The organism is Mesorhizobium sp. XAP4 (assembly GCF_029269325.1).
Lineage (GTDB): Bacteria > Pseudomonadota > Alphaproteobacteria > Rhizobiales > Rhizobiaceae > Mesorhizobium > Mesorhizobium ciceri.
This window is the reverse complement of record NZ_JARIXW010000007.1, coordinates 60,362-73,591: the sequence shown is the minus strand read 5'-3', so window position 1 is coordinate 73,591 and position 13,230 is coordinate 60,362. Positions and strand designations below refer to the sequence as shown.

Annotated in this window: 12 protein-coding genes; 5 read left to right on the top strand and 7 right to left on the bottom strand. The window is 62.1% G+C overall.

The features are described from left to right. Window positions 1–203: 203 nt before the first annotated feature. Window positions 204–2,270: an EAL domain-containing protein gene (locus P3C39_RS26580; RefSeq protein WP_275954729.1), complete on the top strand. Its 2,067-nt coding sequence runs from the start codon at window positions 204–206 to the stop codon at window positions 2,268–2,270. A 76-nt stretch (window positions 2,271–2,346) separates the two neighbouring features. Then, a complete protein-coding gene (locus P3C39_RS26575; protein WP_081714379.1) occupies window positions 2,347–3,087 on the top strand; it encodes a polysaccharide deacetylase family protein in 741 nt (246 codons plus the stop codon). 63 nt (window positions 3,088–3,150) lie between these two features. Here the strand turns inward: P3C39_RS26575 and P3C39_RS26570 are convergent, their stop codons facing one another. Both P3C39_RS26570 and P3C39_RS26565 read right to left on the bottom strand, forming a co-directional pair. After that, window positions 3,151–3,888 carry an HD domain-containing protein gene (locus P3C39_RS26570; RefSeq protein ID WP_027163242.1) on the bottom strand — a complete coding sequence of 246 codons (738 nt, stop codon included), beginning with the start codon at window positions 3,886–3,888 and terminating at the stop codon, window positions 3,151–3,153. A 189-nt stretch (window positions 3,889–4,077) separates the two neighbouring features. After that, window positions 4,078–4,506 carry a MarR family winged helix-turn-helix transcriptional regulator gene (locus P3C39_RS26565; protein WP_013532326.1) on the bottom strand — a complete coding sequence of 143 codons (429 nt, stop codon included), beginning with the start codon at window positions 4,504–4,506 and terminating at the stop codon, window positions 4,078–4,080. A 115-nt stretch (window positions 4,507–4,621) separates the two neighbouring features. On the opposite strand from P3C39_RS26565, the gene P3C39_RS26560 reads away from it, so the two are divergent. Then, window positions 4,622–5,029: a hypothetical protein gene (locus P3C39_RS26560; protein WP_013532327.1), complete on the top strand. Its 408-nt coding sequence runs from the start codon at window positions 4,622–4,624 to the stop codon at window positions 5,027–5,029. Window positions 5,030–5,172: 143 nt separating this feature from the next. Here the strand turns inward: P3C39_RS26560 and P3C39_RS26555 are convergent, their stop codons facing one another. Further along, entirely contained in the window at window positions 5,173–7,218 is a 2,046-nt protein-coding gene (locus tag P3C39_RS26555; RefSeq protein WP_275954730.1) for an NADH:flavin oxidoreductase, read from the bottom strand. 101 nt (window positions 7,219–7,319) lie between these two features. Between P3C39_RS26555 and queF the strand changes: the two genes are divergently transcribed. After that, a complete protein-coding gene (queF, locus tag P3C39_RS26550) occupies window positions 7,320–7,781 on the top strand; it encodes a preQ(1) synthase (RefSeq protein ID WP_010915503.1) in 462 nt (153 codons plus the stop codon). 9 nt (window positions 7,782–7,790) lie between these two features. Here queF and P3C39_RS26545 read toward each other — a convergent pair whose 3' ends face one another. From P3C39_RS26545 to P3C39_RS26530, 4 genes are all read right to left on the bottom strand, one after another. Then, window positions 7,791–8,402: a hypothetical protein gene (locus P3C39_RS26545; RefSeq protein WP_013532329.1), complete on the bottom strand. Its 612-nt coding sequence runs from the start codon at window positions 8,400–8,402 to the stop codon at window positions 7,791–7,793. Between the two features lie 4 nt (window positions 8,403–8,406). Next, window positions 8,407–8,886: a DUF3828 domain-containing protein gene (locus P3C39_RS26540; RefSeq protein ID WP_027163240.1), complete on the bottom strand. Its 480-nt coding sequence runs from the start codon at window positions 8,884–8,886 to the stop codon at window positions 8,407–8,409. 96 nt (window positions 8,887–8,982) lie between these two features. After that, complete coding sequence (locus tag P3C39_RS26535; protein ID WP_275954731.1) at window positions 8,983–10,632, bottom strand: ABC transporter substrate-binding protein; 1,650 nt, start codon at window positions 10,630–10,632, stop codon at window positions 8,983–8,985. A gap of 42 nt (window positions 10,633–10,674) precedes the next feature. Then, a complete protein-coding gene (locus P3C39_RS26530) occupies window positions 10,675–12,225 on the bottom strand; it encodes a trimethylamine methyltransferase family protein (RefSeq protein ID WP_013532332.1) in 1,551 nt (516 codons plus the stop codon). 90 nt (window positions 12,226–12,315) lie between these two features. Between P3C39_RS26530 and P3C39_RS26525 the strand changes: the two genes are divergently transcribed. Continuing rightward, window positions 12,316–13,218 (top strand): LysR substrate-binding domain-containing protein, encoded by a 903-nt coding sequence (locus P3C39_RS26525; protein ID WP_013532333.1) that lies wholly within the window; start codon window positions 12,316–12,318, stop codon window positions 13,216–13,218. Window positions 13,219–13,230: the final 12 nt, after the last annotated feature.

Genomic DNA, 13,230 nt, shown 5'->3' with positions numbered 1-13,230 from the left:
GACGCCACGATAAAGGTTCTGGCCGATGACCGCTCAAATGCCGGTACGGTGCTAAACGAGCCGATAACCATTCCGCGATCTTTCCACGGCCGCCCCTTGCCGGACAGCCGTCGATTTCCGGTCCTGTTAACGTTTGCAGTTCAATGGTGCTCATACAAGAATCCCTAGGCAAGAATCCTTAGGCGAGAGGGCCGCCCCCGAAAATGTCGCAGCAGCCGGTGCAAACCGTTTCAGGCAAGCTCATACTGCTGATCAAGGCTGGCTATTGGCTAGCCCTGCTGATCATTGCGGCCATGGTGATCGCCTCCTTCATCCTGCTGCAGCAGATGATGGCCACCCAACAGCACAATCACACCTTGCTCGACATCGTCAGCACACAAAAGACGCTGTCGCAGCGCATCGTCTTCCTTGCCAGTGCAACGGGTGCCGGTTCACGCGACAAGCAACCGGCGCTGGTCAGCGCGCTCAAGCAGGCAACGGCGGAGTTCGAGACCAACTACGACCTGCTGCTCGATCAGACAGGAGCCGATCCGCAATCGCCGGCCAAGCTCGACCCGAAGTCGATCGAAAGCGTCCTCTTCGCCAAGCCCTTCCACCTCGACTATTTCTCCGTCGGGCTGATCGCCAATGGCGACCGCCTGATCTCGGCCTATGAATCGCAATTCAGCGGCAATGGCGGCTACAAGGGCGGCGGCGAACGCGTCAATCTCGACGCCTCAGTCGCCAATGCGACCTTGTCGGGTTATGCCGCGCTCGGCCAGCGCATCACTGCCGACGCCGACGACCGCTCCGAGAAGCTGCTCGCTCTCCATCGCACGCTGTTCTACGCCACAATCGGCGTCATCATACTGGTGGCGCTCTTCATCTTCAGGCCGATGTCGAACGCCATCCTGCGCAAGACGCATGAACTGATCGACGCGCGCAATTCCATGGCCTTCATCGCGGTTCATGACGGCCTCACCGGCCTGCACAACCGCACGTTCCTGACCGATCATTTCGACACGCTGATCAAGGGCACGCACCGGCGTCGCGAACGCCTTGCCGTCGTCCAGCTCGATCTCGACCGGTTCAAGCAGATCAACGATACGCTCGGCCACGCCGCCGGCGACTATGTGCTGGTCGTCACGGCACAGCGCATGCGCGATTCCTGCCGGGCGTCGGATCTGTGCGTGCGCCTGGGCGGCGACGAGTTCGTCATGATCCTCGGCGGCGCCGGCGGCACCGAAGACATCAACATGCTGGCGCGGCGCATCCTGGCGCACATCAACGAGCCGATCGTCTTCCAGGGCACGACCATTCTCCCAGGCGCCAGCGCCGGCATCGCGGTCTATCCGATCGACGCCGACAACGCTCAGGATTTGCTGGTCCATGCCGACCTGGCGCTTTATTCCGCCAAGAAGCTTGGCGGTGGCAACTTCTCCTTCTTCTCCGAGGAACTGCGCCGCGAACTCGATTATCGCAAGCAGCTCGAGCACGACATCAAGGTCGCCATCGCGGAGCGGGCGTTCCAGGTCTATTTCCAGCCGCAGGTCTCGCTGACCAACGGCACGATCAGCGGCATCGAGGCGCTGGTGCGCTGGAACCATGCGGAGCGCGGCATGATCCCGCCCGGCGAATTCATCCCGGTCGCCGAGAAATGCGGCTTCATGCCCGAGATCGGCCGCATCGTCATCACCAAGGCGATCAACGAGGCGGCCGAATGGAATCGCGCCGGCATTGCCTTCGGACGGCTTGCCGTCAATGTTTCCGGCACCGAGCTGCGCGAGCACGATTTCGATGCGTTCTTATTCGAGACGCTGGAAAAAGCTGGGCTGCCGCCGCAAAAACTGTCGCTGGAAATCGTCGAATCCGTCATCCTCGACGACGAAAAGACAGGCATCGCCGCCAAGCTGCGCCACATCAGGGCAGCCGGCGTCCATCTCGAACTCGATGATTTCGGCACCGGCTATGCTTCGCTCAGCCATGTCAACCCGAACGAGATCGATCGGCTGAAGATCGATCGCCGCTTCGTTCAGAACATCCATGAGAATGGCGACAACTCGAAGATCGTGCGCGCCATCACCGAGCTGGCGCGTGGCCTCGGCATCTCGATCGTCGCGGAGGGTGCCGAAACCGAGGCCGAGCTCGATTCGCTGATGGCGATCGGCTGCGACCAGGTGCAGGGCTACTCCATCGCCTTCCCGATGCCGCACGACAAGGCGCTGGAGTGGCTGACCGCCCGCATGCCGAAGAAGGCGAAGCTGACGGTGCTGCAAGGAAGCCTGGCATAGGTACGGCCGGGCTGCCTTGACAACCGCGTGTGAAGATGGCCGCCTTGTCGTGATCGCAACAGGGATATCGGGGCTGATGACACCGTTTCGGTTTGCCCTTGCGGCACTGCTGATCTTTGCGGCCCCCGCCCAGGGCGCCGATCGCACCATCTATCTTACCTTCGACGATGGGCCGCTGAACGGCACAAGCAACATCCTCGACGTGCTGGAGGCCGAGCAGGTTCCTGCAACCCTATTCATGGTCGGCATGCACGCACAGGCGAGCGCTGCCAACAGAGCGCTCGTCCAGCGCGCCAAGCAGCTTCCTCTGGTGACGCTCGGCAACCACAGCTACAGCCATGCCTACAATCACTACCGGCATTTCTACGGCGACACCGAGGGTGTCGTCGCCGACATGGTACGGGCAAACGCGGTGCTCGGCTTGAAGCCCGTGGTGCATGCAAGGCTGCCGGGGCGCGACGTGTTCAGGCTGCCCTCCATGTCGAAGAACGACACTTCGCTTGGCCTCGCCCAGGAGGGGCATGAAGAGCCCGACTACGAATTTGTCGCGGCCTCAGGCTTCTATCTCTACGGCTGGGACCATGAATGGGTGCACAAGGACAACGGCGAGCCGGTGCAGAGCGTCGACCATCTGGTCAGCGAGATCGACCATCTGTTCGGCTATGGCCGCTTCGTCAAGCCCGGCAAGCTGATCCTGCTGATGCATGACGAGATGTTTCAGGACGGCTTCGACGGCAAGACGAAGCTGACCAATTTGATCGCCGCGCTGAAGCTGCGCCGTTACGCCTTTGGGGCAATCCAGGGCTACGACGACTGAGGACGGCAAGTTCTTCAGCGGATGTGCATCGGTACCCGATGCTGTCGCATGGCCGGCAAGGCGTCAAAGCACCTCGATCGACTCCCCGCGCAGCTTGTGCCGACGCAATTTGATGTATGTGCGCAAATTAGGCGTCATCTGAAAGCCCACCAGCTTCGTCTCCTGGAGGGGAGCAGCCCACGCCATCGTCTCGTAGCGGGCGCCGTAACCTTCGATGGTGGCGGCAAGATTTTCGTGGCCCAGATTCCTGGCCAGAGTGGCGCAGGCAGCAACCCTCGAACGAATCGACTGGCCGTATTTGGGCGCAAACGCCAGTCCGCCGTCCGCCAGGTCATCGACCTCATGGGCAAGCGCCAGGAACAGAATGTCCTCGTCGCCGGCAGGCACACCTTTGTCCACAATGCGCTCGGGATCTCCCGTGTCGAATTTCAGTCCGACCACGCGAGCGACAAGACCCTCGACGCGAGGACCAATTTTTTGCTCCAGCCACTTGCGATGAGCATCGGTTCGCCTGCTGGATTTGCCGTCCGGATACTGGCCTCCGTCATAGGCGGCGTGAAACATAGCAGCGAGGACAAGATCGACGCTTTTGTCGAAATGCGCGACCGACGACGCAGCTCCCACCGCATGGCAGATGAAAGGCCGTCCCGTCTTGCGATAACGGCCGTTGAACATCGCGCAACACACACGATACGCCTTCTGCACCCGGGCGATATCGGCAAGCGGATATCCAGCCTCGTATAGCTGGATGTAAAGCGCCGTGTTGGTCTGGCGCGGAACGAACAGATCTTCTTTGGTCAACTTGTCCCCCCGACGTTGTTAGGTTTTCCGGCGACTTCTCGCTGCCGAAGCCAGCGGCTTCGGTATTCTTGCACAGATTTTGCGGAAGAGTTGAGCCTGACCTCTTCCCACCAGGATCAGCCGGACAATGGAACGTTACAAATGTGATGAGGGAAGTCCAGTCCAAGGAAATTCTTGGTCCGCAGGGTTCTATCCCCCGACATTGCCCCGCAACACAGCCAGCACCTGCGCGAACTCCGCCAGACGCTCGTCGGTCAATCCCACTCGCAGCCGCTTGTCGAAGACGAGCGCGGCCTTGCGCAGTGTCTCGAACATCGCTTCTCCGGCCTCGGTCAATTCGACCAGATGAACCCGGCGGTTGACGGGGTCGCGGCGGCGCATCAGCAGGCCCTGCGCCTCCATGGCGTTGAGATGATGGGTCAGCGTCGCGCCCTGGATACCGATCATGCCGGCAAGCTCGCGCTGGTTGGCAAGGTTGCTCGACTTGACCGATAGCAGCGTGAGCCAGATCGGCAATGTACCTCCAGCCTCGACCAGGGCAGCATCGAAGGCCTGGGCAACCAGCTTGGCGGTTCGTCCGAGATTCATGCCGACTGGCGGGCGGTCAAAGGGTGTCATTGCAGGACCCTAGACGGTGTCATGCACGGATGGAACTGGCACGACTTATATATTGACATCTAACCATTCGATATCTAATCATCTAGAGATGGCGGGCTAAAGAGGAAATCCGGTCATGCAATATGTCTACATCGTCGTTATCGGTCTTCATGTCATGGCAGGCGTATTCTGGGCGGGCACGACCATCGCGGTCGGCCGTGACCCGGACATCCGGGCGGAACGGTTCTTCCGGCCGCAAATGGGCGCTGCCGGCCTGGTTTTCCTGACCGGCATACTGCTCTGGTATTTCTTTCACGAGGGTGTTTTCGGCTCGATGGAGAAGGTGCTGGCGCTGGGCATCGTGACGGCCCTGATCGCCGCCGGCGTGCAAGGCGCGCTGGTGGGCTCAGCCAGCAGGCAGCTTGCCGGTGCCGATGCGGCAACGGAAAGGCAGTTGCGCGCGAAGATGACAAGAGGCGAGCGCATTGCCGGGGGGCTGTTGGTGCTGACAGTGCTGTGCATGGCCACCGCCAGAATGTTTTGAACGCCGCCACGCGGCACACCCTCACAGAATCGTACGTTGTCTGGCGACGAGCCAATGACGTGCGGGCGCGCGGCCAGACCGAAGTACATGGGCTCTCGTACGCAGGTCCGGCCGCGCGCCACCGATCCTCGCAACGCCCAATTTCAGATCCGCAAGCCGAACCTGATGCCGTCGTAGATGGCGGCATGGATGTTGCGCGAGGCGACCGCGTCGCCGATGCGGAACAGTACAAAGCCGCCTTCTGGATTGCGCTTGGGGAAGATGTCGCCACCGCTCACCAGCCGTTCGTAGTCGACCGCACCGACATTCTTCGACAGCGGCTTCAGCGAGAGATAGAGATCATCGAGCGGCAACGTACCGTGCTCGACCACCACCTGGTCGACCCTGCGCTCGCCGCGCCAGCCATCGGCGAAATCCGATGCCAGTTCGGCGACCAGTTGGTTGCCCTCGCGGCGCACCGAACGCAGCCGCGTGTTGATGGTGATGGTGACGCCCTTTTCCTGAAAGGCGCGCATATACGGCACATGGTTCATGCCGCCCATTTCCGGGGCAAAGAAACGTTCGGGCGAGACAAGTTCGAGTTTCGAGCCGGCATTGGCGATCAGTTCGGCGGCGCCCATGCCCTGATGGCCGCCATTGTCGTCATAGAGCAGTACATTTTCGGCCGGCTTGACGCTGCCGGCCATGATGTCCCAGCTTGAGGTGACAAGATTGTCGCCGGCCGTCAGCGGCGGGTTCTGCGGCAGGCCGCCGGTGGCGACCACCACCACGTCGGGTGACAGCGCCAGAACATCGTCCTTCTCCGCCCAGGTGTCGTAGCGGATCTCGACGCCGAGCCGGGCGAGTTCAGCCAGCCGCCAGTCGATGATACCGATCAGCTCCTTGCGGCGCGGATTCTGCGTCGCCAGTCGAATTTGGCCGCCGGCCTGGCTCGATGCTTCAAGCACCGTCACCTTGTGGCCGCGCTCGGCTGCGACCCGCGCAACCTCCAGCCCGCCGGCGCCGGCTCCGATGACCACGATTTTCTGCTTCGGTCCTTCGGTCTTGACGATGATATGCGGGATTTCGGCCTCGCGGCCAGTCGCGGCATTGTGGACGCAAAGCGCTTCGCCGCCCTCATAAATGCGGTCGAGACAATAGGTGGCGCCCACGCACGGGCGGATCTCATGCTCGCGCCCCTCCATCACCTTTTTGATGATGTGCGGATCGGCGATATGGGCGCGGGTCATGCCGACCATGTCGAGCTTGCCGGTGGCAATGGCGTGGCGTGCGGTGGCCACGTCGGATATGCGCGCCGCGTGAAAGGTCGGGAATTTCGTCGCCGCCCTCACCTCTCCGGCGAAATCGAGATGCGGCGACGAGCGCATGCCGGCCACCGGTATGACCTTGGTCAGCGCCGCATCGCTTTCGATCGAGCCGCGGATGATGTTGAGGAAATCGACCTTGCCGGAATTGGCCAGCCGCCTGGCGATCTCGATGCCCTCCTGTTTGGACAGGCCTTTTTCGAAATCTTCGTCAGCGACCATGCGGATGCCGACGACGAATTTCTCGCCGACCGACGCACGCACGGCATCAAGCACCATGTTGGTGAAGCGCAGGCGGTTGTCGAGCGAGCCGCCGAATTCGTCGTCGCGATGGTTGGTGGCCGGCGACCAGAAGCCGTCCATCAGATGGCCGTAGGATTCGAACTCGATGCCGTCCAGGCCGGCGGCCTGACAGCGCTGGGCGGCCGAAGCATAGTCGGCGACGATGCGCTCGATGTCCCAGTCCTCGATGGTTTTCGGGAATGCGCGATGCGCCGGCTCACGCACCGGCGAGGCCGAGAGCACCGGCAGCCAGTCGGCCTTGTTCCAGCCGGTACGGCGGCCGAGATGGGTGATCTGGATCATCACCTTGCAGTCGTGCTCGTGGCAGGCATCGGCGAGCTCGGCCAGCCACGGCACGATCCTGTCGTCATAGACATGCAGATTGCCGAAAGCGGCCGGGCTGTCGCGCGAGACGATCGCCGAGCCGGCGGTCATGGTCAGCGCCATACCGCCCTTGGCCTTCTCGGCATGGTAGAGCCGGTATCGCTGTTTCGGCATGCCGTCCTCGGAATAGGCCGGCTCATGGCTGGTCGACATGATCCGGTTCTTCAGCGTCAGATGTTTGAGCTGGTAGGGCTGGAGAAGCGGATCGTTGGAGGTCATCGTCTTCCTGCGGTTTCAAATTGTGCTAATGAGCGGCAAAATTCGTTTTCAAGCATGTCGTCCCGCACGCACTCCGGGCGCATGCGACAAGGATTGGGCCCATGATCGATACCAAAACTCTCACCCAGCTCGGTGCGCACGTCGAGACGCCACAAAGCCCCGAAGCAGCGGTCCTGGAGACCGTACCGTTTTCGCGCGGCGACGGGCCGCCGGCGATCGTGCGCTTCACCTGCCCGGAATTCACCTCGCTGTGCCCGGTCACCGGCCAACCGGACTTCGCCCATATCGTCATCGACTACGCACCCGATGCGGCTCTGGTGGAATCGAAGTCGCTCAAGCTGTTCATGACCTCGTTTCGCAACCATGGCGCCTTCCATGAAGACTGCACCGTCATGATCGGCCGCCGCATCGTGGCGGCAACCAAGCCGCTGTGGTTGCGCATAGGCGGCTATTGGTATCCACGCGGCGGCATTCCGATCGATGTGTTCTGGCAAACCGGCGCTCCGCCGGAAGGCGCCTGGCTCCCCGACACCGGGGTGGCGCCCTATCGCGGGCGGGGTTGAGCTCGCCCATCATTCGCACTGATATTGGCTGAGTGCCCATTCGCCGGTCACCGACAACAGGTCCGTGATCTTCCAGTCGCCATCGACCTTCTTGAATTTCCATTCCAGCCGGTGCGGGTTGCCCGATATGACGAAGGCGACGATGACCTTGGCCTGGTCACCGTTGATCGCCTCGAGCGTCTTCAGGCTCTTGTCGATCTCGGCCTTGTCGTAATCGGCATTGTCGAGCGCCATGTTGGGGTCGAGGCACTCGCCCTGCCCGGATTTGCGCAAGGCGTCGCTCTTGTCGAGCACGGTCTTGGCCGGATCGATGAAATGGCTTCGCTCGGCCGGATCGATCTCCAGCCCGACCTGATCGTAAAACGGCCGCACCACGGCGGTCGGCGAGCCCGGCTGGATCGGTGCGGCGGGCGCGGCTTCGGCCGGCGACCATCCAACCGGCGGCGTGGCCGGTTCTGCCGCTCCGCCCGGCGCATTTGCGGGCGGTGCAGCGCTGTCGCTCGGCTGGGTGTCGGCCGGGGCGTTTGCCGGCGGCGCACCTAACAAGCCTTGCGCGGCGGCGCCGCTCAGAGCCGCCAGCAGGCACACACCCGACAGTGCCACGAACCGGCGGTGGGCCATCGCTTCACTCCGGGGTCTGGCCGGCCATGCATTCCAGCGCGCTGAGCGTCCAGTCGCTGGTTTTGGAAGCGATGTCCGATATCTTCCACTTGCCGTCGATCTTCTTGAGCGACCAGAGCATTTCACGTTTGGAATCGTCGCCTTCCGGAAACAGGCTGAAGGATGCCGTGACCTGTGCGTTGTCGCCATCCTGCTTCTCAGACAGTTTCAGCGTTTTCGAGACGGTTTTCTGATCGAAATCCTGAGCGTCGAGACCAGGATCGAAATCGATGCAGGCGACCTGGTCCGGGTTCTTTTTCGTTGCCTGGTCGTTCAGGTCGAACAGTTTCGTCACCGGTTCGGTGAACCGGTCCCGATATTGTTCGTCGGCCTCGAACTTGACCGCCGGGGCATAGAAGAACTTCACCGCGTCGGACGCCGGTCCGGCGACGGCTCCGGCCGGCAGGGCTATCGAAAGGGCGGCAACGATTACTGTCAGTCGCATGCAGAATCTCCGGCTTTTGACGGCTTGAGCCTATCAACACCACGTATCCTGCATATCGGCTTTTTTGCGGCTCATGAAGTCCTGCAGCACCTTGTTTCAGCCGTCCAGCCAGACGTTCTGAAGGTCCATCTCGAATGTCTGGTGGACACCATAGTTCTTCACCTTCTTGCTCATGTGGCTGTAGAGCTTCTGCCAGAAGGGCTGAATAATGACGCCCGAATCCTGCAGGATCTGCTCGACATCCTTCATGACCTCGCGTCGTTTCTCCACGTCGATGAGCGAAAGCGCCTGCTTGAGCTTGGCATCGAAATCGGGGTTGGAATATGCCGATTCATTCCAGGCCTCGCCGGTGCGATAGCCGAGCGCCAGCACCTGCACGCCAAGCGGCCGCATGTACCAGATCGTCATCGAATAGGGATATTTCGTCCAGTCGTTCCAGAAGGTCGAACCCGGCAGCACCGTGCGCTTCACCTTGATCCCGGCATCGCGTAGCTGGCCGGCAATGGCGTCGCCGGTATTCTTCTGCCAATCGTCCTCGATGGTGATCAGCTCATGCTCGAAGTCAGCCTGTCCGGCTTCCGCCATCAGCTTCTTGGCGCCGGCGGCGTCGCGTGTCTTCTTGGGCAGCGCATAGTATTCCGGATGGATCGGGGCGACGTGGTGGTTTTCACCAGGGGTGCCTCGCCCGGCATAACCGAGTTCGAGGACCGCATTGTTGTCGACGGCCATTTGCAGGGCGTTGCGCACCCGCTTGTCGTCATAGGGCTTGTGGGTGATGTTGGTGCGGGCAACCAGCGTCGTCGCCGTCGCCACCTCCGATTTCACCAGATCCATCTTGTCGAGAATGTCGATGAAGTCGGCGGGCGACTCGAAATTGAGGTCGATCTCACCGGATTCGAACGCGTTCACGGTGGCGTTGAAATCGGTGCCGTAGTCGACGAACTCGACCGTGTCGAGCGGCGCCTCACCACCCCACCATTTGCCATTCTCACGACGCTTGACGACCGCCTTCTGGCCGACATCGTAGGAGACCAGTTCGAACGGTCCCGTGCCGATCGGCTTCTTGATCGGATCGGCACCGTCGGCATCGAAGCTGCGATGGACGACGAGCGCCGGATAGTCGGTGAAATTCGGGATCAGTGAAATGTCTGGTTCGCTTAGCTTCAGCTTGACCGTATTGTCGTCGACCTTGGTGATCGCGCCATCCCTGGCCTTGCCGGTCTTTGCGTCGATCAGCGCGCCGACCCGGGCGGCCATGGAATTGCCGGCGACATTCTTCTCGCACCAGCGGGTCAGATTGTGAGCGACGTCATCGGCGTTGAAGGCATCGCCATTGTTCCACGTGATGCCCTTGCGCACATGCAGCACGTATTCGGTGGCGTCGTCGTTGATATCCCAGCTTTCGAGCAGGACCGGCTCGAAGGTGAATTGCCTGGTATAGCGGACAAGCGGCTCCAGCCAGCAGCGCGAAATGTTCGCCAGTTCCACCCAGTCGTAAGTGCGCGGATCCTTCTGTCCCTTCACCGACATCGAGACGCGCAGCGTTCCGCCTTTCTTCGGCTCTTCGGCCAAGGCCCGATCCGGCACGGCAAGGCCGATCATGCCATAGGCAAGAGCCGTCGATGCGCCGAAGGCGCTTGCCAGCGCCAGGAACTCGCGCCGGTCGACACGACCCGCGCGTGCTTCGACCGCCATTGCCTCGATAGCGCTCGGCACGCGATCCCCACTGCTTCTGAAGAATGCCATTTTTTCCTCCCGTCTGGTTCCCTTTGATCTTGGTTCTTCGCCTCAACTGACGCTGTCCGGCAGCCTCTCCTCGCGCCGCGCGATGAAATCCATCAGGCCATCGGCGATGCCTTCGTCGAGCTTCGGCTCCTCGTAATCCGCCAGCATGTTGCGCGCCTTCTCGCGGCCGCGCGTGTCGTGGTCCTTCGCCCCTTCTGCCTTCCACTGTTCGAACGAATTGAAGTCCATGATCGAGGGCATGAAGAAGGCGGATTCGAAATGTTCCAGCGTGTGCTGGGTACCGAGGAAATGGCCCTGCGGTCCCACCTCGCGGATTGCCGCCATGGCTTCCTTGAAATCGTCGAACGGCAGGCCGCCGGCATATTTGTACCAGCCGATGAGCTGTTCGCAGTCGGTGGCGAATTTCGAATAGCCGCAGGTCAGGCCGGCCTCGAGCCATCCGGCGGAGTGCCAGATGTAGTTGGCGCCGGCGAGGATGGCGGCATGCATCAGCATGTTCGCCTCGTAACCAGCCTGGGCGTCGTTGAGCTTCGACCCGACATGGAAGCCGGAGGTGCGCCACGGCAGCCGGTATTTCCGCGCCAGCGCTCCCATCAGATACATCATCTGCGCCGCCTCGGGCGTGCCGCCCATCGGAGCACCGGTCTTCATGTCCACCGTGACCATGAACTGTCCGTAGATCTGCGGCGAGCCTGGGCGCAGCAGTTGCGTGAAGGCGACGCCCGCCAGCGCTTCCGCATTGACCTGTGCCACAGCGCCCACGGCGGACGCCGAAGTCGAGGCGCCGCACAGTGCAAAGGGTGCGAGGATCAGCGGCTGGTTGCTTCGCGCATAGACCTTCATCGCGTCCAGCATGGTGGCGTCCCACACCAGCGGCGAATTGCAGTTGGTGATCGACACCAGGACCGGATTGTCGCGGACGTAATCCTCTCCGAACACGATGCCTGCCATCGCCATCGTGTCTTCCGCCCGCTCCTTGGACGTGACGATGCCCATGAACGGCTTGTCGGAATGCTTAAGCGCGGAATGGATGATGTGGAGGTGACGCTTCGGTACCGCGATTTCCATCGGCTCGCAAATGACCGAACTCGATGAATGCAGCGCCGGCGCCATGTAGGCGAGTTTGTGGAAATTGTTGAGGTCGGCGAGCGTGCCGTAACGCCTGTTGTTGTCGAGATCGCGAACATAGGGCGCGCCATACATCGGCACGAAGATGGTGTTGTTGCCGCCCACCCGCACCGTGCGCTGCGGATTCCTCGCATTGAGCGTGAACTCCGACGGGACCTTCGACACCAGTTCCATCAGCAGGGCCCGGTCGATCCGCACACGGGTTTCCGAGACATCCGCGCCCGCCGCCTTCCACAGTGCGATCGCCTCGTCGTCGCGGAACTCGCATCCCACCTCTTCGAGGATCAAGAGCGACTCCTCGTGGATCAGTTCGACCGCCTCATCCGGGACCATCTGGTAGACGGGGATCTGGCGGACCAGCGTCGGGAACGACGTTACGGGAGCTCCGCGCAGGGCCTTGCGCCCCAGGCGGCCGCCACTGCGGCGGTTGGCATGTTCGGTCACTTCGGGGGCCGGTGCGTTCATGGCAACTCCATTCCACTCATGAAGGAGCCTAGCGCGACAAAATGGTGATGTGACGCTGGAAAATCCTGATCTCTTGTATAAGCTCAGCTTATGCGAAGCTTGCGCCACCTTCTGCCTTCGGCCGGCAGCCTGATCGTCTTCGAGGCGGCCGGGCGGCTGTCGAGCTTCACCGCCGCCGGGCGCGAGCTGGGCATGACGCAGGCCGCCGTCTCCTATGCCGTGCGCGGACTGGAAGAACAGCTCGGCGCCAAGCTGTTCCAGCGCCGCCACCGCCAGGTGCTCCTGACCGAGGCCGGCGAGCGCTTCCATGCCGACGTCTCGCTCGGCCTTTCGCACATCCGCAAATCGGCGGAGGATCTGCGCCTGCAGGCGACCGGCGGTCATGTCACGCTGGCCGCCTCGACCGCGTTCGGTTCGTTCTGGATGATGCCGCGCCTGCAGCAGTTCCGTGACGAGCTGCCGGGCATCGACCTGCGTATCCAGACCGCCGACCGCGACCTCGACATTATCGCGGAAGGCATCCCGCTCGGCGTGCGCGGTGGCGCGCCGCGTGACTGGCCGGACTATCATTCGTTGCCGCTGGCTGACGAGGAGATATTTCCCGTCGCCGGCACCAGCTATGCGGCAAAGTTCGGCCTGCCCAGATCCGCTGCCGAACTGGCCACGCACCGCCTCATCCATCTGGAGGAGCCGTATCGCGAGGCGGCCAGTTGGGACGAATGGTTCCAGTCTGCGGGCGCCAATCTCAGCGATACCGCGCGCGGCCTGCGCATCAACGACTACGGCCTGGTGATCCAGGGTGTCATGGAAGGCCAAGGCATCGCGCTCGGCTGGCGGCATCTCGCCGAGCGGCTGCTGGCGTCGGGCCTGCTGGTGCCGGTGACGGATCATGTGCTGAAGACCGGCAAGGCCTTCTATGTCGTCTGGCCGAAGAACCGGGAGCTCAGCGACAACGCCCGCAAGGTGCGCGACTGGCTGGCGGCGCAGGCATAAGTCGTTTTCCAC

Bases quoted from the DNA above. Each gene is read 5' to 3' on its own strand.
- P3C39_RS26580 (WP_275954729.1), top strand. From the start codon at position 204: ATGTCGCAGCAGCCGGTGCAAACCGTTTCAGGCAAGCTCATACTGCTG.
- P3C39_RS26575 (WP_081714379.1), top strand. From the start codon at position 2,347: ATGACACCGTTTCGGTTTGCCCTTGCGGCACTGCTGATCTTTGCGGCC.
- P3C39_RS26565 (WP_013532326.1), bottom strand. From the start codon at position 4,506: ATGACACCCTTTGACCGCCCGCCAGTCGGCATGAATCTCGGACGAACC.
- P3C39_RS26560 (WP_013532327.1), top strand. From the start codon at position 4,622: ATGCAATATGTCTACATCGTCGTTATCGGTCTTCATGTCATGGCAGGC.
- P3C39_RS26555 (WP_275954730.1), bottom strand. From the start codon at position 7,218: ATGACCTCCAACGATCCGCTTCTCCAGCCCTACCAGCTCAAACATCTG.
- queF (WP_010915503.1), top strand. From the start codon at position 7,320: ATGATCGATACCAAAACTCTCACCCAGCTCGGTGCGCACGTCGAGACG.
- P3C39_RS26545 (WP_013532329.1), bottom strand. From the start codon at position 8,402: ATGGCCCACCGCCGGTTCGTGGCACTGTCGGGTGTGTGCCTGCTGGCG.
- P3C39_RS26540 (WP_027163240.1), bottom strand. From the start codon at position 8,886: ATGCGACTGACAGTAATCGTTGCCGCCCTTTCGATAGCCCTGCCGGCC.
- P3C39_RS26535 (WP_275954731.1), bottom strand. From the start codon at position 10,632: ATGGCATTCTTCAGAAGCAGTGGGGATCGCGTGCCGAGCGCTATCGAG.
- P3C39_RS26530 (WP_013532332.1), bottom strand. From the start codon at position 12,225: ATGAACGCACCGGCCCCCGAAGTGACCGAACATGCCAACCGCCGCAGT.
- P3C39_RS26525 (WP_013532333.1), top strand. From the start codon at position 12,316: ATGCGAAGCTTGCGCCACCTTCTGCCTTCGGCCGGCAGCCTGATCGTC.